24 protein-coding genes and 1 pseudogene are annotated in these 26490 nt (G+C 68.0%); 10 read left to right on the top strand and 15 right to left on the bottom strand.

Annotated elements, in window-relative coordinates:
- Positions 1-28: 28 nt before the first annotated feature.
- The 5 genes from HWX39_RS12725 to HWX39_RS12745 form a co-directional block, all read right to left on the bottom strand.
- Positions 29-403 carry a hypothetical protein gene (locus tag HWX39_RS12725; protein WP_021159211.1) on the bottom strand — a complete coding sequence of 125 codons (375 nt, stop codon included), beginning with the start codon at positions 401-403 and terminating at the stop codon, positions 29-31.
- A gap of 295 nt (positions 404-698) precedes the next feature.
- The gene (locus HWX39_RS12730) at positions 699-1634 is read right to left on the bottom strand and encodes a DMT family transporter (RefSeq protein ID WP_175968424.1); all 936 of its coding nucleotides are present in this window, start codon (positions 1632-1634) and stop codon (positions 699-701) included.
- 123 nt (positions 1635-1757) lie between these two features.
- Positions 1758-2690 carry an AEC family transporter gene (locus HWX39_RS12735; RefSeq protein WP_175968425.1) on the bottom strand — a complete coding sequence of 311 codons (933 nt, stop codon included), beginning with the start codon at positions 2688-2690 and terminating at the stop codon, positions 1758-1760.
- A gap of 182 nt (positions 2691-2872) precedes the next feature.
- Positions 2873-3757: a LysR family transcriptional regulator gene (locus HWX39_RS12740; protein ID WP_175968426.1), complete on the bottom strand. Its 885-nt coding sequence runs from the start codon at positions 3755-3757 to the stop codon at positions 2873-2875.
- A gap of 228 nt (positions 3758-3985) precedes the next feature.
- Positions 3986-4921 (bottom strand): AraC family transcriptional regulator, encoded by a 936-nt coding sequence (locus HWX39_RS12745; RefSeq protein WP_175968427.1) that lies wholly within the window; start codon positions 4919-4921, stop codon positions 3986-3988.
- An 87-nt stretch (positions 4922-5008) separates the two neighbouring features.
- On the opposite strand from HWX39_RS12745, the gene HWX39_RS12750 reads away from it, so the two are divergent.
- Together HWX39_RS12750 and HWX39_RS12755 are read left to right on the top strand one after the other, a co-directional pair.
- Entirely contained in the window at positions 5009-6439 is a 1431-nt protein-coding gene (locus HWX39_RS12750) for a cytochrome P450 (protein ID WP_175968428.1), read from the top strand.
- 230 nt (positions 6440-6669) lie between these two features.
- Positions 6670-6975: a panthothenate synthetase gene (locus HWX39_RS12755; RefSeq protein WP_175968429.1), complete on the top strand. Its 306-nt coding sequence runs from the start codon at positions 6670-6672 to the stop codon at positions 6973-6975.
- Positions 6976-7065: 90 nt separating this feature from the next.
- Here the strand turns inward: HWX39_RS12755 and HWX39_RS12760 are convergent, their stop codons facing one another.
- On the bottom strand, positions 7066-7449 hold the full coding sequence (locus tag HWX39_RS12760) for a hypothetical protein (protein WP_175968430.1): 384 nt from the start codon (positions 7447-7449) through the stop codon (positions 7066-7068).
- Positions 7450-7595: 146 nt separating this feature from the next.
- Positions 7596-8396 (bottom strand): LuxR C-terminal-related transcriptional regulator, encoded by an 801-nt coding sequence (locus HWX39_RS12765; RefSeq protein WP_175968431.1) that lies wholly within the window; start codon positions 8394-8396, stop codon positions 7596-7598.
- Positions 8397-8528: 132 nt separating this feature from the next.
- Here HWX39_RS12765 and HWX39_RS12770 point away from each other — a divergent pair, with 132 nt between their 5' ends.
- Both HWX39_RS12770 and HWX39_RS12775 read left to right on the top strand, forming a co-directional pair.
- Positions 8529-9935, top strand: coding sequence for an APC family permease (locus HWX39_RS12770; RefSeq protein WP_175968432.1), 1407 nt, complete (start codon positions 8529-8531; stop codon positions 9933-9935).
- Positions 9936-9995: 60 nt separating this feature from the next.
- Positions 9996-11105 carry a P1 family peptidase gene (locus HWX39_RS12775; RefSeq protein WP_175968433.1) on the top strand — a complete coding sequence of 370 codons (1110 nt, stop codon included), beginning with the start codon at positions 9996-9998 and terminating at the stop codon, positions 11103-11105.
- Positions 11106-11197: 92 nt separating this feature from the next.
- Here the strand turns inward: HWX39_RS12775 and HWX39_RS12780 are convergent, their stop codons facing one another.
- Together HWX39_RS12780 and HWX39_RS12785 are read right to left on the bottom strand one after the other, a co-directional pair.
- Complete coding sequence (locus HWX39_RS12780) at positions 11198-11410, bottom strand: hypothetical protein (RefSeq protein WP_175968434.1); 213 nt, start codon at positions 11408-11410, stop codon at positions 11198-11200.
- A 137-nt stretch (positions 11411-11547) separates the two neighbouring features.
- A complete protein-coding gene (locus HWX39_RS12785) occupies positions 11548-13731 on the bottom strand; it encodes an FUSC family protein (RefSeq protein WP_175968435.1) in 2184 nt (727 codons plus the stop codon).
- Between the two features lie 200 nt (positions 13732-13931).
- Between HWX39_RS12785 and HWX39_RS12790 the strand changes: the two genes are divergently transcribed.
- Positions 13932-14879 (top strand): LysR family transcriptional regulator, encoded by a 948-nt coding sequence (locus HWX39_RS12790; protein ID WP_175968436.1) that lies wholly within the window; start codon positions 13932-13934, stop codon positions 14877-14879.
- A gap of 126 nt (positions 14880-15005) precedes the next feature.
- Here HWX39_RS12790 and HWX39_RS12795 read toward each other — a convergent pair whose 3' ends face one another.
- On the bottom strand, positions 15006-15308 hold the full coding sequence (locus tag HWX39_RS12795; protein ID WP_175968437.1) for a DUF4148 domain-containing protein: 303 nt from the start codon (positions 15306-15308) through the stop codon (positions 15006-15008).
- 214 nt (positions 15309-15522) lie between these two features.
- Positions 15523-16665, bottom strand: coding sequence for a porin (locus tag HWX39_RS12800; RefSeq protein WP_175968438.1), 1143 nt, complete (start codon positions 16663-16665; stop codon positions 15523-15525).
- Positions 16666-17093: 428 nt separating this feature from the next.
- On the opposite strand from HWX39_RS12800, the gene codA reads away from it, so the two are divergent.
- The 4 genes and pseudogenes from codA to HWX39_RS12820 all read left to right on the top strand — a co-directional run bounded on the left by codA (position 17094) and on the right by HWX39_RS12820 (position 20851).
- The gene (gene codA / locus HWX39_RS12805; RefSeq protein WP_175968439.1) at positions 17094-18335 is read left to right on the top strand and encodes a cytosine deaminase; all 1242 of its coding nucleotides are present in this window, start codon (positions 17094-17096) and stop codon (positions 18333-18335) included.
- Positions 18336-18499: 164 nt separating this feature from the next.
- Entirely contained in the window at positions 18500-19834 is a 1335-nt protein-coding gene (locus tag HWX39_RS12810; RefSeq protein ID WP_175968440.1) for a chloride channel protein, read from the top strand.
- A gap of 74 nt (positions 19835-19908) precedes the next feature.
- Positions 19909-20010: pseudogene (locus tag HWX39_RS12815) on the top strand (TIGR00366 family protein); the annotation flags it as partial.
- A gap of 109 nt (positions 20011-20119) precedes the next feature.
- Positions 20120-20851: a class I SAM-dependent methyltransferase gene (locus HWX39_RS12820; protein WP_175968441.1), complete on the top strand. Its 732-nt coding sequence runs from the start codon at positions 20120-20122 to the stop codon at positions 20849-20851.
- Between the two features lie 28 nt (positions 20852-20879).
- Here HWX39_RS12820 and HWX39_RS12825 read toward each other — a convergent pair whose 3' ends face one another.
- Both HWX39_RS12825 and HWX39_RS12830 read right to left on the bottom strand, forming a co-directional pair.
- Entirely contained in the window at positions 20880-22301 is a 1422-nt protein-coding gene (locus tag HWX39_RS12825; protein WP_175968442.1) for a cytochrome c peroxidase, read from the bottom strand.
- Between the two features lie 94 nt (positions 22302-22395).
- Positions 22396-24075, bottom strand: coding sequence for an alkaline phosphatase family protein (locus HWX39_RS12830; protein WP_175968443.1), 1680 nt, complete (start codon positions 24073-24075; stop codon positions 22396-22398).
- A 349-nt stretch (positions 24076-24424) separates the two neighbouring features.
- Here HWX39_RS12830 and HWX39_RS12835 point away from each other — a divergent pair, with 349 nt between their 5' ends.
- Complete coding sequence (locus HWX39_RS12835) at positions 24425-25336, top strand: EamA family transporter (protein ID WP_175968444.1); 912 nt, start codon at positions 24425-24427, stop codon at positions 25334-25336.
- 189 nt (positions 25337-25525) lie between these two features.
- On the opposite strand, the gene HWX39_RS12840 is transcribed toward HWX39_RS12835, so the two are convergent.
- Positions 25526-25861 carry a hypothetical protein gene (locus HWX39_RS12840; RefSeq protein WP_175968445.1) on the bottom strand — a complete coding sequence of 112 codons (336 nt, stop codon included), beginning with the start codon at positions 25859-25861 and terminating at the stop codon, positions 25526-25528.
- Positions 25858-26490 (bottom strand): type VI secretion system amidase effector protein Tae4, encoded by a 633-nt coding sequence (locus HWX39_RS12845; RefSeq protein ID WP_175968446.1) that lies wholly within the window; start codon positions 26488-26490, stop codon positions 25858-25860. The genes HWX39_RS12840 and HWX39_RS12845 overlap by 4 nt, the downstream gene beginning before the upstream one ends.

Below are 26490 nucleotides of genomic sequence, written 5' to 3' on the forward strand. Positions count from 1 at the left end.
GCGTGCGCGGAAGACGGCGGACAGGCGCTTACGGCGCAACCACGTGCCACATGTCCTTGAAGTTGTCGCCGTTGCGGTCGCCCTGTTTCATGTCCTTCGAGAAGAAGTACAGCGGCTTGCCCTTGTATGCCCATTGCGGGCTGCCGTCGTCGCGCTTGACGATCGTGTAGGGTCCGACCGGAACGTCGGTCGCGCTGGCCTTGTACGGCGGCCAGAAGGATTCGCACTGGCCCGTGCACGCGCTGGTGCCGGCGTTGGCCTTGTCCTTGTCGAACGTATAGACGGTCATCCCGTTCGCGGCGACGAGCGAACCGTTTTCGACTTTGGTGATCGAGCCTTGGGCCGACGCCGAAGCGGATGCAATGGCGAGCAGGGCGGAGCTGACGAGCAGCGCGGCTTTCATGAGGGCCTCCTGTAATCCGGTGGGCGGCCGCGATCGTGCACGGGCGAGCGTGCGCGGGGATCGCGATGAATGGTGCCGGAACGCGGTGCCGTTGCCGCCGGTGCGGGCGACGCAGGGTCGAATGGCGGCAAACGGGGCGCTCCATTCACGATAGGCGGTTTTTGGCAGGGCTGCGAGAACATTGGGGGCGTATCGGCCGCGCGTAGGCGTTGCACGACGGCATCGCGATCGTTGCCATTCGCCGGCGCCGGTATTTGACATCCGTCCCCGAGTGCGCGCTGCGCCTACCCGTGCGTCAGCGTCTCGCGCGATTGGTTTGCGCGACGCCCGCGATCACGAGCGCACCGCCGGCCAGCATCGACGGCGACAACGGCTCGCCGAGCAGCGCGACCGACAGCAGCACGCCGAATACGGGCACCAGGTTGGTAAACACGGCCGCGCGGGCCGGCCCGAGTGCGCGGATCCCCTGCGAATACCAGACGAAAGCGACCACCGTGCCGACAGCACCGAGGTAGAGCATCGACGCGACGGCCTGCCACGTCAGTGGCGCGCCGCTGCTGGCGGGCGAGCCGAACAGGTGCGCGACGATCAGCAGCGCGAGGCCCCACAGCGCAGCATACGTCGTGGCCGCCAGCGGCGACAGCCCGTCGAGCGCGCGCCGGCCGATCACGGTGTAGGCGGCCCAGCTCAGCACCGCGCACAGCATCGTGCGTTCGCCGGTGCCGAACGTGGTGCCGAGATCGGTGAGCACCCGCAGCAATTCGCCGCGGCTGATCACGACCAGCGCGCCGAACAGCGCGACCGCAATGCCGGCCCAGCGCGACGGCGACAGGCGTTCCCCGCGCACGACGATCGACAGCAGCACGGCGGTGGCCACCGGATTCAGCGCGACGAACAGTGCGGTGCGCCCCGCCGGCATCCGCGCGAGCGCCGCGAAAAAACACATGTTGTACACGAAGATGCCGGTCGCGCCGAGCCCGAAGGTCGTCACGATCTGGCGGCCGCTCAGCTTCGGCAGCCCGCCTTCGATCTTCCACGTCAGCATGACCAGCAGCAGCGCGGCGATCGCGAAGCGGCCGGTGGCCGCGGCTGTCGCGGACATCGACGCGGCCAGGATCCGGCCCGCGATGAACGTCCCGCCCCAGAACAGCGCGACGAGCGTGAGCTTCACGTAGGTGGCCGCGTGCGGCCGGGTGGCAACGAGGGCGGCGGACGGGGCGGGAGCGTTCATGTGACGGGGTTTCTCGGTGAGCACCTGCGGCAGCGCATGCGCGACCGCGCGCGGCAGACGATGCCGCATCACGCGATGGCCGGCTGGCGGGCTGGATTCAGGGGAATGGGGGGCGTTGCGTCGTCAGCGAAACACCGGCGCCGACGCGAGCGCGGTCAGCACGACGGGCATCGCGAACGCCGCGGCGATCGTCTGGAACGCGGTGATGCCGGCCATCAGCGGCGCGTCGCCGCCGAGCTGGCGCGCCATGATGTAGGACGCCGACGACGTCGGCAGCGCCTGGAACAGCAGCGCGACCGTCAGCGCCGCGTCGCCGAGCCCGCATAGGCGGCCGGCGGCGAGCGTGATGAGCGGCGTCGCCATGAACTTGAATGCCGATGCGACACAGACCGGCTGCAGCCACGCACGCGCCGCATCGAATTTCAGCGCCGCGCCCACGCACAGGAGGCCGAGCGGCATCGACGCGACGCCGAGCGCGCGCACGGCCGGCTCGACGGCCGCCGGGAACGTCAGGCCACCGGCCTGCATCGCGACGCCGAGCGCGCACGCGACGACGAGCGGATTCGACAGGATCTGGCGCGCGAGCGCCGCCGCGCCGAGCCGCGTGTCGCCGTAGCGCGCGAACACGAGCACGCACATCAGGTTGACGGTTGGCACGATCGCCGCGACGCACACGGCCGCGAGCGCGATGCCTTTTGCGCCGAACAGGCCGGCCGCGAGTGATGTGCCGACGTAGTTGTTGAAGCGCACGGCGCCCTGGAACACCGACGTGAAGCCGGCGCCGTCGACCCGCACGAACGGGCGGACCAGCAGGAGAAGCGTCGCGGCGAGCGCGGTCGAACCGACCAGCGCCGCCGCGAGCGGTAACACGGGCAGGGCCTGCAGCCGCGCGTTCGCGAGGCTGTCCGCGAACAGCGCGGGCAGCAGCACGTAGTAGCACAGTCGCTCGGCCTGCGGCCAGAACGGGGCGGCGATGAAGCCCGTGCGCCGCAGGCCGTGGCCGAGCGCGACCAGCAGCGCAACCGGCGCCAGCGCGAGCAGGATCGGGCCGATCATCGGCGCGCCTTCACGCGGGCCGTGCCGGCGGTGCGGGCCGCCGCGAGCGGCTGGCACGCAAAGCGGCGGAACGAGGCGGGAATCCAATCGGCGGGCAACATGACGACACGCAATCGAGAGAATGACGATGCCGCCAAGTTAACACGCGCAAGCAACAGGAATAATTGTTAATTATCGGGCATTCAATGAGAAATTCTCATTGATGAGGCGGTGACTTCGGCGGCCAGCGCACGCGCGAAACGTTCGGCCGGACGCGACTGGTGTTCGAGCAGGACGACCGCGCGCCCCATCTGCGGCTGGCCGAACGGCAAGCGCGTGACGGGTGGCAGGCGCGCGAGCGTCGCATCGGGGAGCGCGACGATTGCCGCGCCGAGCCCTCTCGCGACCATGCGCACGATCGTTTCCGCGCTGTCCAGCACCATCTCCTCGCGCACGCGCACGCCGATGCGGCGCAGCTCGGCGGCGATCATGCGGCCCGCCCATGCCTGCGCATCGAAGCGGATGAACGGCAGCGCGTCGAGCAGCGTGACCGCGTCGCGTTCCGCATGGTCGGGCGGCGCGAGCAGCCAGAAGCGATCCTCGTACAGCGTGGTCCACGTCAGTTCCGCCGGATGCGGGCGCACGGGGCGCGTCGTGATTGCCGCATCGAGTTCGCCGGCCGCGACGCGGTTCGCCAGTTCGGCCGACATCCCGGCCGACACGTGCACGCGCAGCCCCGGGTGTGCCGCGCGCAGCGCGAGCAGCGCGTCCGGCAGCGGGCCGGACAGCGCAGTCTGGATCGCGCCGATCCGCAGGCGGCCGACCAGCTTCTTCTCGTCGCTGAGCGCATCGGGAATCCGGTCGACCATCGCGAGCACCTGCTCGGCCTGCGCCAGCAGGATGTTGCCGGCCTCGGTGAGCACCGGCTGCCGGCGGGAGCGATCGAACAACTGCACGTTGTATTCGCTTTCCAGCGTCTTGATCTGCAGGCTGACCGCCGATTGCGTGAGGCCGATGGCTTCGCCGGCGCGTGCGAACGTCCGGTATCGGGCGATGGCGACCAGCGTTCTGAATGCGCGTAATGACATGGGTGAGATGAGGGCAGAGGAGGGATCGACCGCGGACGGCAGGCCTGCGGATGGCCCGCGCCCATCATGCCCGCGCGGGTCGGAACGGGCAATCGGGGCGAGTACACGTCACGGCGGGGAATGTTCCGCGAGACGGCAGGCGCTGTGCCGATCCGCGTTCGCTTCGACTATCGACGACGACTATCGATGAAGGTCAGGACGATGTTTCGGAACCCGGCCGCCGCCGTGTCACACCCACAGCCGATACAGCCAGAACGATTCGTCCTCGATGAAGCGTTGCGTGAATTCGCTCGGCGAGAAACCGGTTATGCGCTTGACCTCGCGGCTCAGGTGCGCCTGGTCGGCAAACCCTTCGTCCAGCGCCAGCGTGGCCCAGTTGAACGCGGCGCCGGCGTCGTACCGGTCGCGCGCCGCGAAGAACGCGCTTTCCGTCCTGACGAGCGCCTGCCATTCGCGCAGCGATCGGCCGCTGTAGGTCTTGATGCGCCGTTCGACCTGGCGCGGGCTGTGCGTGCCTCGCCATTCGCGCGCCTGCAGCGCAAGGCGCCCGACCCAGCTACGTCCCGCGTTGCGCAGTGATGACAGCTGTGTCGCAGGGCGAAGCGCCTGCCAGCGGGGCGCGAGGTGGCGATCGATCGCCGCCAGTGCGTCGGCGTCGCGATCCGCGCCGATCAATGCATCGAGGAGCGGGTGCCAGTCGCGGCCGAGGCACGCGTGCGCGTCGAGCACGCGGTCGTGAATGTCCGGCAGCGCGATGCCGAACAGCGTCCGCGCCGCATCGGCGGTGAAACAGATCATGCCGATCCTTCCACCCGTCGGGGCCCAGGCCACGGTAGGGGCCGAATGGCTGCCCGAGAGCGTCGCCGCGGCCCCGAAGGGGCGCCACCGGGGCCCGTCGGCCGCGGGTTCGACGAAGCCCACGTCGAGATCCCGATACCACGACACGCACACCAGCGGCGTGGCCGGAAAATGCGAGAGCCGCTGCGCGTCGCTCAACGCGAACCCGCGCGTGTCGTGCAACACGATCGCGACCACCGCGCCCTGCAGGGCAGCCGGCGCGGGGTACAGCCGCCCGTGCGGCGACCGCCCGTCCCTCGGCACGCGAGGCGCGCGTGCCAGCGGATCGGGGCATGACGGCGAGATCGATAACGGATCGGAGAACATGACGCCGGAGTATAGGGACAGGCCAGACGCGTGTCGATGTCGTTTGCGTTCAAGACCGCCGGCACGCCGATGCGGACAATCCGGCCCATGAATACGCGATCCACTTCCCAATGTCCATTCCATGCGGGCGCCCCGGCTTCGGCGCCCGTGCTTCACCCGCCCGGCGTGTGGCCGCCGGGGCCGCGTGCCGGCCTGACGGGTTGGGGGCTGCTGCGCACGATGTCGCGCGACCTGCTCGGCACGCTGGCCGGCTGGCAGCGCGCATACGGTGACGTCGTGCACTTGCGAATGTGGCCCGAGCATGCGGTGGTCGTGACCGATCCCGCGCTCGTGCGCGAACTCCTGGTGACGCATCACGATGCGCTCGGGCGCTGGGAGCGCGCCGTCCGGGTGTTTGAGGAGGTTCACGGCCATAGTGTGCTGATCGCGGAAGGCGACGCGTGGCGCGACAAGCGGCACGCGTTGCAGCCGAATTTCATGCCGAAGCCGGTTCAGGCGTTCGTCCCGTCGATCGCGGCGACGGCCGGACACGCGCTTGCGCAGTGGCCGGCGCGCGATCCGGACTGGCCGATCGAAAGCGCGCTGACGTCGCTGGCGATGGACGTGATCATGCGCACGATGTTCTCCGATGCGATCGGCGACGATGCGCGTGCGGCCGAGGAAGCCGTGCGCGCGGTGAGCGCGGCGGCCAACGCCGATTTCTACTGGCCGGCAAGCACGCCGGACTGGATGCCGTGGAAGCGCGGCAAGGCGCGGGCGATAGCCGTGCTGAACGGGCTGATCGACCGGCATCTGCAGGCGCGTCTCGACCTGCCGATGCACGCATGGCCCGACGATCTGCTGTCGCGCCTGCTGCGGCTGCATCGGGACGACGCGCGGCGATGGCCGGTGCGGGCCGTGCGCGACGAATGCATGACGGCGTTTCTCGCGGGCCATGAGACGACGGCCGGGGCGCTGACCTGGTGGGCCTGGTGCATGGCGGCGCATCCGGCGGCGCAGGCCGCCGCGCGCGACGAAGTGGCGCGCGTGCTGGGCGGTCGCGCGCCGTCCGCCGAGGCGCGATCGTCGTTGAGCTACCTGACGCACACGCTCGAGGAAACGCTGCGCCTGTATCCGTCCGCGCCGATCCTGATCAGCCGCCGGGCGTCCCGGCCGATCGTGCTGGGCCCGTGGCAGTTTCCCGCACGGACGCTGTTCATGCTGCCGCTGCAACTCATGCAGCGCGATGCGCGATGGTTTGCGCAGCCCGACGTGTTTCGTCCCGAGCGTTTTGCGGACGACGCGCCGGCCGCGCCGCGCGGAAGCTACATGCCGTTCGGCACGGGCCCGCGCGTGTGTCTCGGGCAGCATCTGGCGATGACGGAAATGACGATCGTCGCCGCGATGATCCTGCAGCGCTACGAATTGTCGGTGCCGCCGGGCATGACCCCGCCGCGGCCGGTGCTGAACGTGACGCTGCGGCCGGAGCGGCCGCTGCATCTCGCGATCGCGCCCGCCGCGGCCGGCCGTGCCGAGTGATGCGTGCGGCGCGGCCGGGCGAGCGGGGAGCCGATGCGACGGGGCATCGATCGCGACGGCATGCTCGCCGGACTCGCGTATCGTGGACGATTGCCGTGCGCGCAATGCGGCGTCATCGAATCGTCGGAATGTGAGTGCGCGCCGGCCGCTGCTTTTGGCGCGGCTGGCGCGGCATCGCGCAGCACCTATGCTTGAAGGGCCCACGCCGGGCGGAGCCCAAGGAGACGGTCATGCGCATGCTTCTCAACATACGAATCCCTCACGAGCCGTTCAATACGCTGGTGCGCAACGGCAGCGTCGGCGACGTGATCTCGCGAATACTCGAAGCGGTCAAACCGGAGGCCGTGTATTTCACGGAGCAGAACGGCGGGCGCGGGGCGGTCGTGATCGTCGACGTGAATGACCCGTCGCAGATCCCGGCGCTCGCGGAGCCGTGGTTCCTGATGTTGAATGCGGACTGCGAGTTCCGCGTGGTGATGTTGCCGGACGATCTCCGGAATGCCGGGCTCGCGCAGATCGGCGCGAAGTGGAAGTAGCGGACGTAGCCGAAGTAGCAGGACACTGCACATGACCGTGCCCCTGCTCGAGAGCCGGGCAGGCGGCATGGCGCGGCTCTCGCGTGCCGGCTATCGCGCGGGTCGCGACGATTCGGGGTTCGCTGCTTTCCCGTCTTTCGGCCGCAAGAGCAACAGCAGGCCGCACAGCGCCGCCGCGGCGACGAACGCGAAAAAGAACTGTTCGTTCCATCGGCGCAGGCTGTCCGACGCCACACCGCCGGCACTCCCGGCCGCGGCACCGGCTTCCAGCAGGAACGTGAAGACCGCCGGCACCGGCGCGGAACCCAGGTAGGCCAGGAACGCGGACTGCAGCCGGCCACGCGTCAGAATCGACCAGACATCTTTTCCCATCAGGTAAGCGACCAGCAGCAGCGGTGGCACGAGCACGATCGACGCGGCGCTGATGGCGCACAGAAGCAACCAGCCAAGTCCGACGAGCGGAATGAGCGACATGAATCGGGATTCCTGTTTCGAGGCAGTCTCGTTGTCGACGGATCATCCGCAGGTGCTTCAACGGATAACCAGGGAATGCGGCGATTCACGGATATTGCACGATTCCACGCCCGCTGCCATCCGCCTTGGTCGATGTGTCGACGGGTTCATCCCGCCGCATCTTCCCCCAACGCCTGGATGAAGCGCGAAAACAGTTCGGGCTGCGACGAGATTCCAAGCTTCGCGTAAAGATGCCGCCGGTGCACCTTCACCGTTTCGGGTGATATCGCCAGCCGCTCGGCGATCGCCTTCGACGAATTGCCGCGCAGCACCATTCTCGCGATCGACATCTCGCGATCGGTCAGCACGCCCGCGCCGAAGCGCGCGAGCGCCTGCTCGACCCGCGCACCGAGATCGGCATCGGGCGGCGTGCGTGCCGCATCACCCACCAGCCGCCAGTGCTGCCGGATCGTTGCGAGCACCCACGGCATCGCGGCCGTCAGCTTGCCGAGCGGCTCGACGTCGAAGCGCGCGGCCGCGCCGAGCGACAGCGACAGCAGCGTGTCGGCGTTCGGCCGCACGAGGATCTGGATCTCGTCGTCGCCAACGGCATCGCGGAAGTAGCTCAGAAAATATTCACTCTGCCGGAACAGGTCGGGCGCGACTTCCTCGAGCCGGTAGCAGCCGTCGGCGAGCCCGTCGTGCGCGGCCTGCAGGAACGGATCGAGCAGATATAACCCATTCAGGTAAAGCGGCACCGGCGACGCGGCATCGGTGCCGCCCGTGTCGTATTCGTCGAGCACGAGCGGCACGCCGTCGCGGCCGATCGCGGTCGCGAGCGCGTTGTCGAACGGCGCCATCTCATTGAGCAATAGCACCAGAAACCGCCAGAAGCGCGGCTGGCCGAGATGATCGATTGCGCGGCCGAGCGCCTGGTGCATCGCGATTTCGGAAAAGAGACGATCCATACCACCACCGGAAGGGCGTAACACGAAGGGGGAATAGCGGTCCTGAAATTGGCTTCCTAGACTGCCACGCAATCAGTCGGGCCCGAGTATGGGCGTTCAAAAAACGTTGGCAAAGCAGCACAGGAGAACGAAATGGCGATGATGTCGGAATCGACGGGCACGCTGCAAGCGGCGCCTGCAACGGAAGACGCGCCGCGTGCGCTGTCGCAGACGCTCAGCGTGCGCGATGCGGTGATGATCACCGTATCCGGCGTGACGCCCGCGAGCTCGATCTTCGTGATCGCGCCGTTCGCAATCCAGCAGGCCGGCAGCGGCGCGGTGCTGTCGTTCCTGCTCGGCGGCGTGCTCGCGCTGGCGTTCGCGCTCTGTTACGCGGAGCTCAGCGCCGCGCACCGCAGTGCGGGCGGCGAATACGTGATGGCCAAGCGCGTGTTCGGCACGCTGCCCGGCTACCTGACCTTCATCACGGTGCTGTCCGTCAGCGTGTTCATCCCGGCCGTGCTCGCGAGCGGCGCCGCGCCCTACCTGAACAACGCGCTCGGCACGCACTTCGGCAACCAGTCGGTCGCGCTGACGATCGTGCTGCTCAGCTACCTGCTCGGCATGCTGAACATCAAGACGAACGCGTGGATCACGGGCGCGTTCCTGGTCGTCGAGATCGGCGTGCTGATGCTGATCGCGGGCCTCGGCTTCGGTTCGCCGCATCGCGGCGCCGACGCGCTGATCGCGCCGGTCGTCGCGAGCGGCAACGCGCTCGTGCCGGCGACGCTCGCCGCGATCGTGCCCGCGATCGGCACGGCGATCTTCTGCTACAACGGCTTCGGCTCGGCCGCCTATCTCGCGGAAGACTTGCGCGGCGGCAACCGCAATGTCGCGAAGGCGGTGATCTACTCGCTGCTCGTGATCCTCGTCGTCGAACTGGTGCCGCTCACCGCGATCGTGCTCGGCGCGCCGTCGCTGACCGAGCTGACGAAGAGCGCCGACCCGATCGGCTATGTCGTGCGTTCGCTGAGCAGCCCGGCGGTGTCGCGCGTGGTCAGCGGCGGGATCTTCCTGTCGGTGTTCAACGCGATCATCGCGATCGTGATCACGATGGGCCGGCTGCTGTACAGCAGCGGTCGGCACGCGCTCTGGTCGCGTACCTGCAACCGTGCATTCTCGACGATCCATCCGCGCCTCGAATCGCCGTGGCTCGCCACTCTCGCGCTCGCGGTGCCGTCGGCCGGGCTCGTGTTCGTGTCGAGCCTCGACGAACTGACCGCGTTCACGGTCGACCTGTTGCTGCTGATCTATCTGGTCGTCGGGCTGGCCGCGCTCGCGAGCCGCTTCGTGCGCCGTGACGTCGAACATCATTACCGGATGCCGTTGTGGCCCGTGACGCCGCTCGTCGCGGTAGCCGGCGCGGCCTATACGCTCTACACGACGCTGGCGACGGCCACGAAACCGACCGACCTGATCATCATCGCGGGGCTGCTGATCGCCGCGCTCGTGATGTATGCGGTCTGGGCGCGCCACAGCGAAGCGTTCCGCACGCTCTGAGCGCCAGCCTTGCCGAAGCACTGAAACACCGAACCATTGAGAGACTGGAGGAATTGCATCATGCGCACGAGGGATCTCGGCATCCGCATCGGACTCGGCACACCGGGCCGCTTCAACGCGATCACGGACGTACCCGGTGTGCGGGTCGGGCATTGCGCGCTGAACGTCGAGAACGGCGACGCATCGATTCGCACCGGCGTCACCGTCATCGAGCCGCGCGCGGGCGCCGCGCACGATTCGCCGTGTTTCGCGGGCGTGCACGTGCTGAACGGCAACGGCGACGCGACGGGGCTCGAATGGATCCGCGAGGCCGGCCTGCTGACCACGCCGATCGCCTATACGAACACGCACAGCGTCGGCGCGGTGCGCGACGCACTCGTCGCGAACGAGCGCGAAGCGGCGGCCGGCCGCGTGTACTGGTGCATGCCGGTCGTGATGGAAACCTACGATGGCTTGCTGAACGACATCTGGGGGCAGCACGTGAGCGCCGCGCATGTGCAGCGCGCGCTGGCCGCCGCGCAGCCGGGGCCGGTTGCCGAAGGCGGTGTGGGCGGCGGCACGGGGATGATCTGCCACGAGTTCAAGGGCGGCATCGGCACCGCGTCGCGCGTGCTCGCGGCCGAGGCGGGCGGCTGGACCGTCGGCGCGCTCGTGCAGGCGAACTACGGCGTGCGCGAGATGCTGCGCGTGGCCGGCTACCCGGTCGGCGAAGTGCTGCGGCACGTGCCTTCGCCGTTCCGCGCGCCGGACGCGCAAGGCGAGGCCGGGATGGGATCGATCGTTGTGACGATCGCGACCGATGCGCCGTTGCTGCCGCATCAATGCACGCGCCTCGCGCAGCGTGCGAGCGTCGGGCTGGCGCGCGTCGGCGGCGGCACCGAGGATTCGAGCGGCGACATCTTCCTTGCGTTCGCAACGGGCAACGACGGCCTGCCGGCGGCGAACTACGGCAGCAAGGGCGCGCCGACCACCGGCGTGAAGATGGTCAACAACGACCATATTTCCGCGCTGTTCGTCGCGGCGGCGGAAGCGGTGGAGGAAGCGATCGTGAACGCGCTCGTCGCGGGCGGCGACGTCGAGTCGCGCGGTGCGCGGGTCGAAGGGCTGGGGCAGGCGCGCTTGCTGGATGCGTTGCGCGAGGTGGGCTGGCGGCCGGGGCGCGGCGTCTGAAACGGCATGCGCCGCTTCAATCGAAGCGGCGTGGGCGGGAGCGTCGATGCGGCGAGCGGTGCGGGCGTGGCCGTGACGACGCGGCGTCATGCTCAGCTGCCGAAGTAGATGTTGCAGAAGCTGACGGGGCCGACACAGGCGTTCGGGTCTTCCGGCTTCGATTGCGAACGATCGACGCGGCCTGCGGTTGCGACGGCTTCAGCGCGGTTCGCCTGCTGCTGTGCGACGTCTGCCGGAGCCGGCTGCGCGTGAGCAACGGCAGCGGTGAGCGACAGGGCAACGAGGGCGAGGTGCAGCGGCTTCATGTTGGTTTCTCCTGGGTGAGTGCCAGTCTCGCTGGCAGTGAGGAAACTATAGGCTCGCACTGCTTAAAGATTAATCACCGCGGCTGTAGAGCTTATTTCCATCCGGAACAAGGATCGGGTTGCGCGCGCACCGATCCTCAATGGCGGAGCCGGTTGAACGGCGCGTCCTTGTCCAGCAGTGCGCTGCGCATGAAGTGCAGGCAGCCGACGATCCGCTGCATGCGGTGCCGCTCGTCGGGCACCGCGTACCACGCCTGCAGCGTGTGCTGCGCGGCGCGGATCGCGAGATTCACCGATTTCAGCGTGCGCGCGTGATGGCCGGGTGTCGGGTCGTCGAAGAAGCGCGGCAGCTCGCGCAGCACCGCGTCGATCGAACCGGTCCAGCGCAGCATGTGCGGCGGCTTCGATGCGCGGAACGTGTTCAACTCGTCGCGCAGGTCGATCACCGCGTGGCCGACCTCGAGCGTCGACAGCATCCAGCGCAGCGCGTCACGATGCTGTCGCGTGCGCCGCACGAGCAGCGTGCGCAGTTGCGCCATCAGGTCGTGCGTACTCGACTGGAAGCGCTGGGCGAGGCCATCCGGTGCGCCTTCGCACGCCAGCGTGACCTGGCGGCGCAGGTCGTGCGCGATGCGGCCCGTGAGCCACGGCATGTGCGTCGGGAACACGACGGCGAACACGAGCGCGCACGCGAGCATCGCGACGACGATCGCCAGGCCGTTGTTGATCAGCACCTCGGGGGTATACGCGATCACGTTGTCGGGCCCCGCGAGCAGGCAGAAAAATACCGCGAAACCGATCCCGTAGCCGGACAGCCCCGGCCGCATCGCGAGAAACGCGCCGAGGCCGAGCACCGGCGCGAGCGCGGCGCACAGCAGCGGGAAGCCGTCGATGTTCGGATACACGTAGCACAGGAACAGGTAGCCGACGACGGTCGCGAACGCCGCGCCGACGCTCATCTGCGCGACGAACTTCGGCGCGCGCGGCGACGTCGAGCTGAGCGCGCACGCGATCGCGGTGGCGATCACGGCAAGCGGGCCGCTCGGCCATTCGGAGGCAAGCCAGAACGCACTCATTGCACCGACGGCGACGATCGTGCGCAGGAACGCGAACCCGACGAAGAACGCGTTGGTCTTCACCGCGTAATGCGTGACCGAGCGCTCGAATGCGTGATCGTCCTGGTCGAGCGACGCATAGGTGTCGGCGTAGCCGAGATATTCGCCGATGAAGCGGTACAGCAGCTCGATCGCGGTATCGAAGTCGAGCAGGCCGCCGGCCGCATGCGCCTCGATGTTTCGCCGCGACGCGCGCGCGGCTTTCGGCAGCGCGCCGTGGAAGCGGCGCAGTTCGAGCAGCGCGCCGGTGGCCGGCGAGACGCCGCGCGGCCGCTCGTCGCGCAGCGCGGCGAAACGCTGCGCGAGCGCGTCGACGTGCGGCGCCAGCGCATCGAGCACCGCGTCCGAGCCATTCGCGCGCAGCCGCTTGACGAGCTGGTGCAGCGCATGCAGCCGCGTGCACGCATTCATGAACTCGCTGTTCAGCCGCGCGAGGCGGCGGCTGCGCGCGCGAATGTGCGGATCCTCGAACGACGCGAAGGCGCGATTGGCCTCGAAGCCGACGATGTCGTCGACGAAATCGGCGAAGCGCCGCTCGAAATCGCCGCGGGCGACGTCGCCCGCGAGCGCGCCGGCCGTGAACGCCGCGAACGTCGCATGGCGCGTGCCCAGCGAGCGCATCAGCGCCTTCGCGGAGCTGAGCGGCAGGATCAGTGCGCTGACCGCACCGGAGCACGCGATGCCGAGCGCGACTTCCGCGGCGCGCGTGAGTGCGGACTGGAACAGTGTCTGCGGGGTCGTCACGGCCGGCAGGCCGATCAGCGCGGCCGTGTAGCCGGCGAGCACGAAGCCGTACCAGCGGAAGTGGCGGTTGCGCACCGCGAGCGCGATGCAGGTGCCGATCCACAGCGTGATGCCGGCCATGTACAGCTCGGGCTGCTGCGCGAACAGCCCGCCGAGCGCGAGTGCGGCGACGAGGCCGGCCGCCGTGCCGAGCACGCGGTAGAAACTCTTCGCGAACACCATCCCCGACAGCGGCTGCATCAGCACGAACACGGTCGTCATCGCCGTGCGCGGCTGCGACATCTCCAGGCGCATCGCGATGCCCATCGCAAGGAGCGCCGCGAACACCGTTTTCGCGAGGTGCAGCCAGATCAGCCCGTCGCTCGCGGCCCAGTCGCGTGCCGCGTCGCCGAGTGGATCGAGCCATGTCCTCCATCGTGCCGGTTCGATGGAAGGTCGCTCGATCGCAGGTTGTGGCTTCATGAAAAGAGGGGGCCGGTACGGGGCCAGGCGAGATGCGCGGCGCGTCCGAACGGGTCCGTTCGACTGTTGAGGCGCCGATTGTAGGAGTGCGGCGCCCGCGCATTAACGCAGCTGCGGGGAAACGATAGTTGCAGCCGGAGTAACAATCTGTCGCATCCCGTGGAGGAAAATGGCGGCTCCGCTACAGGTTGCTCACAGGAATGGATACCCTACAAAACATGCGGGTGTTTTCGCGCGTCGTCGAGACGGGCAGTTTCACCGCCGCCGCGCAATCGCTGAATTCGACGACGGGCGCGATGTCGCGCGCGGTGTCGGAACTCGAGGCGCGCCTGCGCACCCGTCTGATGAATCGTTCGACGCGCCGTCTCGCGCTCACGTCGGCCGGCGAAAACTATCTGCGGCGTTGCCGCCAGATCCTCGCCGACGTCGACCGCGCGGAAGAAGAGGCGAGCTGCGCGCACGAACGGCCGGCCGGCGTGCTGCGCATGCACAGCTTCGCGAGCGTCGGCCATCACTATGTACTGCCCGCGCTGACGCGCTATCACGCGCAGTTCCCTGACGTATCGATCGAGCTGTCGCTGTCGCAGCGCATGCCCGACCTGTTCGACGGCACGAGCGACATGGCCGTCGTGACCGCGTCGTCGCTGCCCGATTCGGAACTCGTATCGCACCTGCTCGGCTCGACCTTCAGCATCCTGTGCGCGTCGCCCGACTATGTGAAACGGCACGGCGCTCCGGCTCGCCCGCAGGATCTCTCTTCGCACGCGTGCCTGACGCTGTGCACGCCGGCGTTCCCGACGCACGAATGGGTGCTCGAGGGGCCGGAAGGCGTCGAACAGATCCACGTCACCGGGCCGGTGCAGACCAATACGGCCGAATCGCTCGCCCTCGCGATCCGCGACGGCATCGGGATCGGCATGCTGCCGCTGTACTCGGCGATCGACGCACTGCGCGACGGCACGCTCGTCCGCGTGCTGCCCGCGCATATCCTGCAGAAGATGAACGTCTACGCGCTGTATCCGTCGCGCCGCTTCATCGATGCGAAGGTGCGGACCTGGGTCGAGATGCTGCGTGCCCAGGTGCCGGGGATGATCGCGCGCGACGTCGAGATGCTGAGCGCGATCGATCGCGAACCGCAGGCCGCCTGAGCGGCGCACGCGCGTCGGCGCATTGCCCGCACGGCCGGGGTCTTCCCGTCAAGCCGACCACGCGAACGTACTTCGCGCCAGGCCCGCGGTACGTGGTTCACGCGGGCGGGGCGCTTCGTCGTGCCGTTACCGCGCGGGCCTGGCGGCCGCACCCGATTCCGTTGCCGGTTCGCCGGCCGGGCCGTATGCGGCGTGTGCCGCCTTCTGTTCCGCGAGACGCTTTTCGTGGAGTCGTTCCTGCGCCGCCATGATGTCGTCCGGATAGTTGTTGACTTCGCCGCGCGCCGGGTTGTAGCCGACCGACTCGAGATCGATCAGCTCCTGCAGCACTTGCGCGCGCGTGACGGGCGATTGGGCCGACTGGGCGAAAGACAGGGCCGGTGCAGCAAGCAGGACGGCAGCGGCGGCGGTAACGACGAGCGATTTCACGAGGTTCTCCTGGGTACGGGGTGGGCGGCCGGATCGACGCGATGCGTGACCCTGACCTTTGCTGGCAGTCTACGCAGCGCCCTCGCGCGTAAAAACCCCGATTCCAGGCAGGCTGCGTTCCAGATGGAACAACATTGGTGCAAGCCGCCCGCGGGCAGCGAACCCGTGTGCGAACGCAGGTTCGTGGCCGTCGGGCGGCAATGCATCGCGCCGGTCAGAAACGCGTGCGCATGCCGATCGTGCCGACGATCTGGTTCGCCGTGCTCGATGCACCGCCCGAACCGTTGATGAACGCCTGGTAGCCGCGGCCCGCTGCGTGCTGATACATCGCTTCCGCATAGACGTCCGTGCGGCGCGACAGCTTGTAGACGGCCTGCAGGTCGACCTGGTGCCACTTCGGATCGGTGCCGTGCTTGCTGTCGGGGTTCGACACGCTGGCGTCCGTATACACGTAGGCCGCGCCGAGGCTGACGGCCGGCGTCACCGCATAGCGCACGTTCACGTCGTAGTTGTTGAACGCGACCTGGCCGGTCGAGCCGAACGAGCCCGTGTTGTCGTACTGCGAACGCGTATAGACGAAGCCGACGGTGGCCGGGCCGAACCCGTAGCTGATGCCGCCGCCGTAAGAACGCATGCGGTCCGAGCCGATCGACCAGCCGCCCTGGTTCAGGCTCTTCGCTTCGGCCGCATCGGTCGCGCCCGGGCTCGCGCTCGTCGAGCCCTTCGTGCCGTTCATCTGCAGGTACGCGCCGGCCAGCTTCAGCGGGCCGTTCGTGTAGCTCGCCGCGACGCTGTACGCGCGGTTCGCGCCGAAGCTGGTCGCGTTCGAGAACGCATACATCGCGCCGACCTTGAAGCCCGCATAGGTCTCGCTCGTGTACTTGACCGCGTTGTTGATGCGCAGCGAGTGGTTCAGGTTGTCGTTGTCGAACGGATGCGCGAAGCTCGCGTCGCCGAAGTCGCCGGCGGTGGCCGACAGCGGCGCGACGAAGTCGACCATCGTGTCGTACTGGCGGCCGAGCGTCAGCGTGCCATAGCCGTTCTGGCTCAGGCCGACGTATGCATGACGGCCGAACAGCTTGCCGTCCTGCCCGAGCCCGCCGTTGTTCACGTTGAAGCCGTTCTCGAGCACGAACAGCGCCTTCAGTCCGCCGCCGAGATCCTCGGTGCCGCGAAACCCGATGCGGCTGCCGTTGACGGTGCCGCTGTTCAGGCGCCACAGCGACGCACCGTTGGCGTTGTTGGTGTAGACGATGCCGGCGTCGATCAGGCCATACAGCGTGACCGAGCTCTGCGCGTGAGCGAGCGGGGCGAACAGCGCGGCGGTGCATGCGCCGGCGACGAGGGTTTTTTTCATGTCAAGACTCCTGCGTGTGGGACTGGGAACGAAAGTTCGGCGCAAGTATAGGAACGCATCGCGCGCGCAAGGCCGCCGGGGCCGCGAGCGCACCTTTCCGGATCCGGCAAGAGTCCTTCACAAAACTGACATGACGTGCCGCGTGCGCCTGACGCCGGCGGTTTTTGCGCGATCGCGTGCGCGTGGCATCCGCGCCTCGGTGGCCGGCTGTCGCATCGTTGCAACACGCGCGGCGCGCGCCACGGCGGTTGATCGTCGCGACCGGTGCGCGGAGAATGGGGCGTTCGCGCCGACGCCGGGCGCTACACGCGTGAGAAGACGAAGACGCGCGCGCATCGACGGGTTTCGTCGATACGCGCCAACTGGATCGCACGGCCGCCCGCGCCACGCGCGCGGCCGTTTTCATGGATGCCACGGGGAGACTTCACATGAATCTGTTCAACGTACGCCTGCGCGGCCGCGACGGCCTGTTCACGATCGGCATCGACGGCGGCATGATCGCGCGGGTCGACGCCCAGTCGGCGCCGGTCGCACCCGCGGGCGCGGGGGATGTCGACGCGGGCGGCCGCCTTGCGATTCCGCCGCTCGTCGAGCCGCATATTCACCTCGACGCGGTGCTGACGGCCGGCGAGCCCGCATGGAACATGAGCGGCACGCTGTTCGAGGGCATCGAGCGCTGGGCTGAACGCAAGGCGACGATCACGCACGAGGACACGAAGACGCGCGCCCATGCGGCGATCGGCATGCTGCGCGATCACGGGATTCAGCACGTGCGCACGCACGTCGACGTCACGGATCCGACGCTTGCCGCGCTGAAGGCGATGCTGGAAGTGAAGGACGAAGCACGCGGGCTGATCGACCTGCAGATCGTCGCGTTTCCGCAGGAAGGTATCGAATCGTTCGACGGCGGCCGCGCGCTGATGGAGCAGGCGATCGAACTCGGCGCGGACGTCGTCGGCGGGATACCGCATTTCGAGAACACGCGCGAGCAGGGCGTCAGCTCGATTCGCTTCCTGATGGATCTCGCGGAGCGCACCGGCTGCCTCGTCGACGTACATTGCGACGAGACCGACGATCCGCATTCGCGTTTTCTCGAAGTGCTCGCGGAAGAAGCGCGCGTGCGCGGGATGGGCGCGCGCGTGACGGCGAGCCACACGACCGCGATGGGCTCGTACGACAACGCGTACTGCTCGAAGCTGTTCCGCCTGCTGAAGCGCGCAGGCCTGAACTTCATCTCGTGCCCGACCGAGAGCATCCACCTGCAAGGGCGCTTCGACACGTTTCCGAAGCGGCGCGGCGTCACGCGTGTCGCGGAACTCGATCGCGCGGGCATCAACGTGTGCTTCGGTCAGGATTCGATCAAGGATCCGTGGTACCCGCTCGGCAACGGCAACATCCTGCGCGTGCTGGATGCGGGCCTCCATATCTGCCACATGATGGGCTACCAGGACTTGCAGCGCTGCCTCGACTTCGTGACCGACCACAGCGCGACGACGATGCATCTCGGCGACCGCTACGGCATCGCGGTCGGGCGCCCGGCGAATCTGGTCGTGCTCGACGCGGACGGCGATTACGAAGCGGTGCGCCGGCAGGCCAAGGCCGTGCTGTCGATCCGACACGGGAAGGTGATCCTGCGGCGCGAACCGGAGCGCGTCACGTATCCGGATTGACGCGCGCGGCGGGCGGTCAAGGCCCGCCAGGCTTCATGTATTCGCCAGATGCATGAGTCGATTCGAAAAATACGTTTGTCTCATGATTGGCGCGGGCCTACGATGCGGTCCTGACAACGGCGTGCGGGTTGCGCGCCGTCTTTTCGATCCCATTCGCCGACCCCATGCGCCTCGATCTCCCGTCCGCTCCCGCATCCTCTTCGCCGGCCGCCAGCCCGTTCGCGCGCGTGGCCGTCGTCACGATCCTGACCGGCGTCGGCGCGGGCCTCGGCGGCATGCTGCTCGCGCTGCTGCTGCATGCGATCCAGCACGTCGCGTACGGGTACGGCATCGCGCACGTGATCGGCACCGAGAGCTTCCTCAGCGGCGTGACCGGCGCCGATCCGCTGCGCCGGCTCGCGGTGCTGATCGTCTGCGGGATCGTCGCCGGCGGCGGCTGGTGGGCGCTGTACCGGTATGGCCGGCCGCTCGTCAGCATCCGCCGCGCGGTGCGTGCGGCCGATCCGCGGATGCCGTTCGTCAGCACGACCGTTCACGCGCTGCTTCAGATCGTCACCGTCGCGCTCGGCTCGCCGCTCGGCCGCGAAGTCGCGCCGCGCGAGATCGGCTCGCTGCTTGCCGGGCGGCTTGCGCATGCGGCGGGGCTCACGCCCGACGATTGCCGGCTGATGGTCGCGTGCGGTGCGGGCGCGGGCCTCGCGGCCGTCTATAACGTGCCGCTCGGCGGGGCGATCTTCGTGCTCGAAGTGCTGCTCGGCACGTTCGAGCTGCGTGCGCTGGTCGTGGCGGTCGCGACGTCGGCGATCGCCGCGGCCGTTGCGTGGATCGGCCTCGGCAACGAACACCAGTACACGGCGCCGCCGTTCGTGCTGAGCACGCCGCTGGTGGTGTGGTCGATCGTCTGCGGGCCGCTGTTCGGCTTCGCCGCCTACGGCTTCGTGCGGCTCACGGCGCGTGCGCGGGCAGACGCGCCCAAGGATTGGCGGTTGCCCGTGCTCGCGTTGCTCAACTTCGCGGTGATCGGCGTGCTTGCGATGGGGTTCCCCCAATTGCTCGGCAACGGCAAGGGCCCGGCGTCGCTGGGTTTCGACGGCACGCTGACGATCGGCCTCGCCGCGACGCTGCTCGTGCTGAAGGTGCTGATCGAGGCCGGCAGCCTGCGCGTCGGCGCGGAAGGTGGCCTGCTGACGCCGGGCCTCGCGAACGGCGCGCTGCTCGGCGTCGTGCTCGGCGGGCTGTGGAGCCTCGTGTGGCCGGGCGCGTCGATCGGCGGGTGTGCGCTCATCGGCGCGACCGCGTTTCTCGCCGCGTCGATGCAGATGCCGATCACGGCGGTCGTGCTGCTGCTCGAGTTCACGCGCGCGGATCACGACAGCCTCGTGCCGATGCTGCTTGCCGTGGCCGGCTCGCTGGTCGCGTACCGGTTCGCGCAGCGGCTGGCCGAGCAGCGGGCGAATCCGGTTGCAACCGTGAGCACGCCTGCGACCGCCGGTCGATAACGCATACGCATCCGGCCTTTTCACCGGCGGCGCCGATCGCACCGCCGGTCGCCGTTTTTCTTCCCGTTTCCACGATCGCGATTGCCGGGCTCGGCGTGCGCGACATGATGGGATAGTGCGTGACGACGCTGCTGTTCTCGGGCGTCGTGTTCGTCGCGGGGATGTATCTGTTCTGACGCGGCTGGGCGCGAGGCGGGCGGTATGGCCCGAGATCGGCGGCCGGGGCGCAGATCGCCATTCGCCGGTGGATAATCGGCTCACCCTGTTTCCGCCGATGGAGGCTGCATGACCGATCCGAACGAACCGCCCGGCCGCCGGGCGTACGCGAGCTTCGCGCAACGTTATGCCGACATCGCGCCGACGAAGGCGCACAACGCGCTCTACGAACGTCCGGCAACGATGGCGCTGCTGGGCGACGTCGACGGCCTGACGGTGCTCGACGCCGCCTGCGGGCCCGGCATCTGCAGCGCGCACCTCGCACGCCACGGCGCGACGGTGCATGCGTTCGACGTCACGCCGGAGATGGTCGCGCTGGCGAGAACGCGCTGCGCGGGCCTCCCGGTCGACATCGTGGAGGGCGATCTGGAGGGGCCGCTCGCCTGGTTGCCCGACGATGCGTTCGACAAGGTCGTCTGTTCGCTCGCGTTCGACTACGTGCGCGATCTTGCGCCGACGCTGCGCGAATTCCGGCGCGTCGCGCGGCCGGGCGCCACGCTCGTGTTTTCGATGGCGCATCCGATGCGGGACTGGATGGACGAACGCACGCGCGGCGAGGGTACCTATTTCGATACATCCCGCTTCGGCTTTCACTGGTCGGGTTTCGGTGAACCGAAACCCTATGTCGAAGCGTGGCGGCGGCCGCTCGCCGACATCCTGAACGCGGTCGCCGACGGCGGCTGGCGGCTCGACCGGTTCGTCGAGCCGAAGCCGCTGCCCGAGATGAAGGCCGCGTCGGAGCGGCTCCATGCGGAGCTGTCGCTGGCCCCGGCCTTCCTTTGCATCCGCGCGCGCTGCTGACACGACGCGGCGCGGCGGTCGTCCTGACTCAGTGCTGCGCCGGCTCGTCGTTCAGCGTACCCAGGAACGCTTCGATATCCTTGATGTCCTGCGCCGTCATCGCGGGCTTGTCGCCCGGCTTGCGATCGAACGGCGCATCGGTCACGTCGACGTTCGCGCGAAATTTCGGCGGGATGTCGTCGTACTCGTCGACCTTGCCGTCCGCGCCGTGCGAATAGAACTTTTGCGGCGAGATGCTGCGCTCGTTGTAGAACGCCATCACCTGGTCGAGCGTGTGGAACACGCCGTTGTGGAAGAACACGTGGCGCGTCGCCGAGTTGCGCAGCGTCGGCGTGAGGAACATTCCGCAATACTGCGTCTGGTCCTTCAGGTCGTCGCGGAACGGCCCGCACACGCCGAGATCGTAGAACGCCGGGTTGCGGTTCTGTGCCAGTTCCTTGTTGCGCGGCGCGCCGAGCGCCTCGTACTGGTAGTCGGTAAACATCGGCGGCAGCCCGTCCTTGCCGGGCTTCGACAGGTGGCAGCCCGCGCAATTCGCCTTGTCCGGATCGTTGAACAGGCGCAGCCCGCGCAGTTCGGCCTGCGTGAGCCGCGCACGGCCTTCGAGCCAGCGGTCGTACTTGCTGTTGTACGGGTGGAACGACGGATCCTCCACCTGGTAGCGCGCGATCGCGAACATCGCCTCCGACACCGCGAGCTGCGGGCTGTCGAACACGCGTGCGCCGAACAGTTGCTCGAGTTGCGCGCGGTGCGACGACTGCGCGAGCTTGCGCGCGACGTCGTCGATGCTCGCGTTCGCCATCTCGACCGGATTCAGCAGCGGGCCGAACGCCTGCTGCTGCAGCGTATCGGCGCGGCCATCCCAGAACATCCCGCCCTGCGGCACGAGCTGCGGCGCGGCCGACGTGCCGGCCACCTTCTGGGCCTTGACGACGCCGGCCGCCGACGCGGCCTGCTGCGCGACGGTCGGCGCGGCGTCGTTTTCACCGGCATCGGGGCCGATGCTGAAGTTCGGCTGGCGATACAGGTACATCAGCGACGGCGGCGGGCGATAGCCCTGCTGCGTCATCGCGAGGCCGCCCGGCTGCACGTCGAGCGCGTTCGGCGGCCCGTACGCATGATCGGGGCTGTGGCACGACGCGCACGACTGCTTGCCCGACGCGGACAGCGACGGATCGGCGAACAGTGCGCGGCCGAGTTGCGCGACGGCCGACAGCGGCTGCGCGGCGGGCCGCTGCAGCACGACCGGATGCGGGTTCGCCCCCGTCCAGTCGGCGACGACGGTGCCGATCGCCGCGGGCACCTGCGACGGAAATGCGATCGCGAACGCGCCGTAGCCGAGCACGGCGGCGCCGATCGCGAATGCCGCGCGGCGCAGGAGGCGGGACGGCGTGCGCGGCGCGCGGGTGCCGGTGGTGTCGGGAGACGGGAACGCAGGGCGAGCGGTCATGCTATCGGTCGGAAATCGGGCACCGCACGAAGCGGCGCGTTAAACGGAAACGGCCGGCGCATCATGCGCCGGCCATGCGGTCAGGCAGTACCGGTCAGATCGCCGGTGCCGAGCTCAATGCGGTGCCGAGCGTCGGGTCGAGATACAGCGGCGTCGTGTTCGGCTTCGACGTGAAGTCGAACAGGTTGCGCAGGTCGCCCGCCGTCGCATCGAACGAGCCGCCGCCGATGCGCTGGCCGCCGAGCCAGTTGTCCTCGATGAAGCGCACGACGGACGACTGGTCGAGCATCGTGTGATCGACGTAGTTCTGCTTCGCGTACGGCGAGATCACGATCAGCGGAATGCGCACGCCCGGGCCGCAGCGGCCGTTCACGGTGCCGCCGTTCACGCCGGTCGTGCCGCCCGAGCCGCACTTGCCGTTGCCGCTCACCTGGTCGACCGGGTCCGACGAACCGCGGGTCGGCGGCGTGTACACGTGGTCGTACCAGCCGTCCGAGTCGTCATAGGTGACGATCACGGCCGTGTTCTGCCAGTCGGGCTGCTGCTGCAGGAAGTTGACGACCTTCGTCACGAACGCCTGCTCGTCGAGCGGATCCGAATAGCCCGCGTGCGCATCCTGTGCGGCCGGCGCCTTCAGGTAGCTGACCGACGGGAAGTTGCCGGCCTTCACGGCCGCGAAGAAGTCGTCCGTGTCGTATTGGTGGTTCGCCGGTTCGGCGGTCTTGCCGTCGGTCTGGAAGCTCGAACCGATCGCCGCGACCGAGCTCGGGCGCGTGTGCTGCGGGTTCGCGGTCGACGCGTAGTACTGGAACCAGTTGTGGTGCGGGATGTAGTCGGACGTTGCGGCGTTTACGGCGGTGGCGACCGTGCTGCGGGCGCAGCCCGTGGTGCCGTTGCCGTTCGTCGTCGACAGGTTGAAGCCGCCCATGAAGCCGCCCCACGTGATCTTCGCGCTGTTCAGCAGGTCGCCGATGTTCTTGCCCGTCATCATCGCCTGGTCGGTCGTGCTCGAGCACACGTCATAGCCCGGGTCGACGTCGTTGATCATCGTGTAGCCGGTCTGGCCGTCGTTGATGTAGTACGAGCTCTTCGCGAGCGTCGACGGTTGCGCCGACGTCTTGACGATCTGCATCCCGTTGGTCTGGCCCGACACGACGTTCAGCGCGCCCGGCGTCGACGGGCCGTACGTCGTCGTGTACGTGTTGTCGCTCATCGCGAAGCGCTGCGCGTAGTTCCACAGCGCGGTCACGGTGTTGCCGTCGAAGTAGCCCATCACCTGGCCCTTCGTGCCGAACGCGCCGGCGCCGCCGGACGAGCCCCTGCCGGTGTATTTCGGGAACAGGTCGGCCGCGCCGAGGTCTTCCGCTTGCTGCTCGGCCGTGTACGCGTGGTTCTGGTCGGCGGTCGCGGCCTGCGTGCGGTCGAGGCGGAACGGGTTCGCCGCGTCGGTGCCGTTGGCCGTGTTCGTGAAGTTCGGGTTCGCGGTGAGCAGCGTGCCCGTCAGGCCGTTCGGCGTCGGCGTGCCGGCCTTGGCGGTGAACGCCGGTTCGCCCGACGGGTTCGTCGCGTTCGGGTAGGTGCCGAAGTAGTGGTCGAACGAAATGTTTTCACCGTAGATCACGACGACGTGCTTGATCGGCGTGGCGGTCTGCAGCGCGTCCTGCGACGACACGACGGGTGCCGGCGGCGTCGACGTCGGATCGCTGCCGCCGCAGGCGAACAGCGCAAGCGCCGCGGCAGCGCAGGCGGTGACAAGCAAGGCTTGACGGAACATCGGGAAACTCCAGGTAAGGTCTTCGATGGTGGAGAGCGGCCCCGTCGTCGTGTGGGTTCGGCGCGGAGCTCGTGAGAGAGCACGCGCATTGAAACAGTCCCGTATGAAGATATGGGGACGGAGTGATTTCGCGACGGTTGCGCTGCGGTATCGATTTCATTACGGCGGGATGCGACGCGAAAGAAAACGGAAAGGGGCGGACCGCCTGCCACCTTTGCGTCACATTCCGCGGCGGGGGGAGCCATTGCCGCGGAGGCCTCGCGGGGCGGGCGAGAGGACGTTGCTGCCCGGTTTGCGGAGGGGGCCGCGCGGCGCAGGGATTTTGACAATCGGATGACGTATTCATACGATGAACGCCCTGCGGCGACGATATCGCGTGGCCGACCGTCAGCGAGTATTCATCGTGCCGATCCCCGTTTTGTTTGCCGTTCTGTGTGCGGCGTTCCTGCATGCATCATGGAACGCGCTCGTCCGCAGCAGCGGCGACCGGCTGCGGTCGGCCACGGTGCTGCAGATCGCGATCGGGCTGTTCGCGCTGCTGTTCCTGCCGGCCGCGGCGCCGATCACGCCGGCGAGTTGGCTCTGTGTCGTCGCGTCGGCCGTGCTGCACGTCGTCTATACGCTGCTGCTGGTGCGCGCGTACGAGCACGGCGACCTGACCGTCGCCTATCCGGTCGCGCGCGGCACCGCGCCGCTGCTCGTCACGCTCGGCGCGGCGGCGTTCGCGGGCGAGCACCTGAATGTCGGCGCGCAATGCGGGCTCGTGCTGATCTGCGCGGGCATCCTGGCGATCGGGCTGGAGCGTGGGCGCGGTGCGAAGCACCGGATGATGCAGGTGCTGCCGATCGCGTTCGCAACCGGCGTGTCGATCGCGGCCTACAGCGTGGTAGACGGAATCGGCGTGCGGGAAAGCGGCAACATGGTCGGCTATACCGCGTGGATGTTCGTGCTGACGGGGGCGATGATGGCCGCGTACTACCGCCTGCGGGCGGGGCCGCTGCGGCTGACGCAGGATGTCGGCGAAACGGCGAAGGCCGCCTGCGGCGGCGTGTTCGCGGCGCTCGCGTACGGCATCGTGATCTGGGCGATGGATCGCGCGCCGATGGGGCCGGTGTCGGCGCTGCGGGAAACGAGCGTGGTGTTCGCGGCCCTGATCGCGCGGGTGTACCTCGGCGAGCGGCTGACGCCGCGCCGGGCGGCCGGTTGCGTGGTGATCGCGGCGGGGGCGTTGCTGATCAGTGCGTTCGAGGCGGCGCGCTGAAGGCGTCCCAGGATGCGCGGTGCGAATATGGCTGGGCGCTGATTTTCAGAGCCGAATTCCGAAAGCCGGCGTGGGCGCTTAATCGTTGCTTGCGCAACAAATCAAACTGTATTTGCAGAGGCCCTTGGAGGGAAGGGAAGGGAAGCGACGCGGCGCACAAACTCCATCAGGCCGCTTCGGAAGGCCGATTTAGCCGAAAAAACCTAACGCGGGGAGTGCGTAGGTCGCAAGATGAAAGAGAACAACAAATAGCGTGGCTGCAATGAACGTGATACCCCACTTGCGCGACGACCAACGTCGGTAAGCGAAGGCATTGAGCGCGGCAAAGACGACCGAAGGCCACAAGGTCAGGGCGAACAGGCCGACGATGAATACTGCGTGTGGAGCGCAGTGTTCCATGTCGTTGCAGCCGGTCGAATGCGACCGCGGAGCAGGCCAATGAATCCGGCTGAACGTATAAAGGGACGCCCATGTGATGAGCAAACCCCATAGGATCCCGGGAACTGCAACCGCCAGTCGTTTCATTTGACTTCCCAGAAAAGGATTTCTTTCGAGTCGCCCAGATTCGAATACCAATTCCCGCGTCGGCCCCGAAGGTAATCAAGTGGGTTAATCATGCTCGGCACGCCTATGCGAAACCTCCAGAACGAAGCAGTAGATGGCGTAAGGGTGTCCTTGTTCCACAAGTCAATATGGCCGCCGCTCAACGTGTCGCCAGAATCCCCTTCTTGCCGCCAGTAGCCAAAAAAATAGATGATACCGGTTCGACCTTTAATCTTGCGCTGCCAGTCCTGGCCGGTGATGTTCTCCGGCTTGCCCAGGCCGAGGAACGGCTGAAGCTTCAACCATTCGGCCAACTCGTAGGCACGCGTCGCTGCCGCTTTCCCGTCGAGTATCAGACGACCTAAGGACTTCTTCCCCGGCATCGGTTTCAACACCTTCTGCGAAAACGACTTCATGTCGCTCCCGACGTGGTGAAACGTAACGCTCATGCGAATAGCGCACTGATTCTCATACTGGCCGGTGGGATCGTCGTATGGATCCTTCTTTGGATAGGCGCTCCAAAGTTCCCGAAATGACAACGTCTGAAGCGTTACCGGTTTGATGGACCCTTTAGTGTCGTTCGAGCGAACCTTCGTAGGCTTGTTTGGCAT

Origin of the sequence: Burkholderia sp. BCC0322 (assembly GCF_902833045.1) — a bacterium.
Taxonomy (GTDB): domain Bacteria; phylum Pseudomonadota; class Gammaproteobacteria; order Burkholderiales; family Burkholderiaceae; genus Burkholderia.

What these genes read in the sequence shown, in the direction of transcription:
- HWX39_RS12755 (WP_175968429.1), top strand. Translation starts at nt 6,670, where the DNA reads ATGCGCATGCTTCTCAACATACGAATCCCTCACGAGCCGTTCAATACG.
- HWX39_RS12730 (WP_175968424.1), bottom strand. Translation starts at nt 1,634, where the DNA reads ATGAACGCTCCCGCCCCGTCCGCCGCCCTCGTTGCCACCCGGCCGCAC.
- HWX39_RS12775 (WP_175968433.1), top strand. Translation starts at nt 9,996, where the DNA reads ATGCGCACGAGGGATCTCGGCATCCGCATCGGACTCGGCACACCGGGC.
- HWX39_RS12745 (WP_175968427.1), bottom strand. Translation starts at nt 4,921, where the DNA reads ATGTTCTCCGATCCGTTATCGATCTCGCCGTCATGCCCCGATCCGCTG.
- HWX39_RS12735 (WP_175968425.1), bottom strand. Translation starts at nt 2,690, where the DNA reads ATGATCGGCCCGATCCTGCTCGCGCTGGCGCCGGTTGCGCTGCTGGTC.
- HWX39_RS12740 (WP_175968426.1), bottom strand. Translation starts at nt 3,757, where the DNA reads ATGTCATTACGCGCATTCAGAACGCTGGTCGCCATCGCCCGATACCGG.
- HWX39_RS12785 (WP_175968435.1), bottom strand. Translation starts at nt 13,731, where the DNA reads ATGAAGCCACAACCTGCGATCGAGCGACCTTCCATCGAACCGGCACGA.
- HWX39_RS12825 (WP_175968442.1), bottom strand. Translation starts at nt 22,301, where the DNA reads ATGACCGCTCGCCCTGCGTTCCCGTCTCCCGACACCACCGGCACCCGC.
- HWX39_RS12750 (WP_175968428.1), top strand. Translation starts at nt 5,009, where the DNA reads ATGAATACGCGATCCACTTCCCAATGTCCATTCCATGCGGGCGCCCCG.
- HWX39_RS12765 (WP_175968431.1), bottom strand. Translation starts at nt 8,396, where the DNA reads ATGGATCGTCTCTTTTCCGAAATCGCGATGCACCAGGCGCTCGGCCGC.
- HWX39_RS12810 (WP_175968440.1), top strand. Translation starts at nt 18,500, where the DNA reads ATGCGCCTCGATCTCCCGTCCGCTCCCGCATCCTCTTCGCCGGCCGCC.
- HWX39_RS12780 (WP_175968434.1), bottom strand. Translation starts at nt 11,410, where the DNA reads ATGAAGCCGCTGCACCTCGCCCTCGTTGCCCTGTCGCTCACCGCTGCC.
- HWX39_RS12790 (WP_175968436.1), top strand. Translation starts at nt 13,932, where the DNA reads ATGGATACCCTACAAAACATGCGGGTGTTTTCGCGCGTCGTCGAGACG.
- HWX39_RS12845 (WP_175968446.1), bottom strand. Translation starts at nt 26,490, where the DNA reads ATGCCAAACAAGCCTACGAAGGTTCGCTCGAACGACACTAAAGGGTCC.
- HWX39_RS12840 (WP_175968445.1), bottom strand. Translation starts at nt 25,861, where the DNA reads ATGAAACGACTGGCGGTTGCAGTTCCCGGGATCCTATGGGGTTTGCTC.
- HWX39_RS12770 (WP_175968432.1), top strand. Translation starts at nt 8,529, where the DNA reads ATGGCGATGATGTCGGAATCGACGGGCACGCTGCAAGCGGCGCCTGCA.
- HWX39_RS12800 (WP_175968438.1), bottom strand. Translation starts at nt 16,665, where the DNA reads ATGAAAAAAACCCTCGTCGCCGGCGCATGCACCGCCGCGCTGTTCGCC.
- HWX39_RS12760 (WP_175968430.1), bottom strand. Translation starts at nt 7,449, where the DNA reads ATGTCGCTCATTCCGCTCGTCGGACTTGGCTGGTTGCTTCTGTGCGCC.
- codA (WP_175968439.1), top strand. Translation starts at nt 17,094, where the DNA reads ATGAATCTGTTCAACGTACGCCTGCGCGGCCGCGACGGCCTGTTCACG.
- HWX39_RS12820 (WP_175968441.1), top strand. Translation starts at nt 20,120, where the DNA reads ATGACCGATCCGAACGAACCGCCCGGCCGCCGGGCGTACGCGAGCTTC.
- HWX39_RS12835 (WP_175968444.1), top strand. Translation starts at nt 24,425, where the DNA reads ATGAACGCCCTGCGGCGACGATATCGCGTGGCCGACCGTCAGCGAGTA.
- HWX39_RS12830 (WP_175968443.1), bottom strand. Translation starts at nt 24,075, where the DNA reads ATGTTCCGTCAAGCCTTGCTTGTCACCGCCTGCGCTGCCGCGGCGCTT.
- HWX39_RS12725 (WP_021159211.1), bottom strand. Translation starts at nt 403, where the DNA reads ATGAAAGCCGCGCTGCTCGTCAGCTCCGCCCTGCTCGCCATTGCATCC.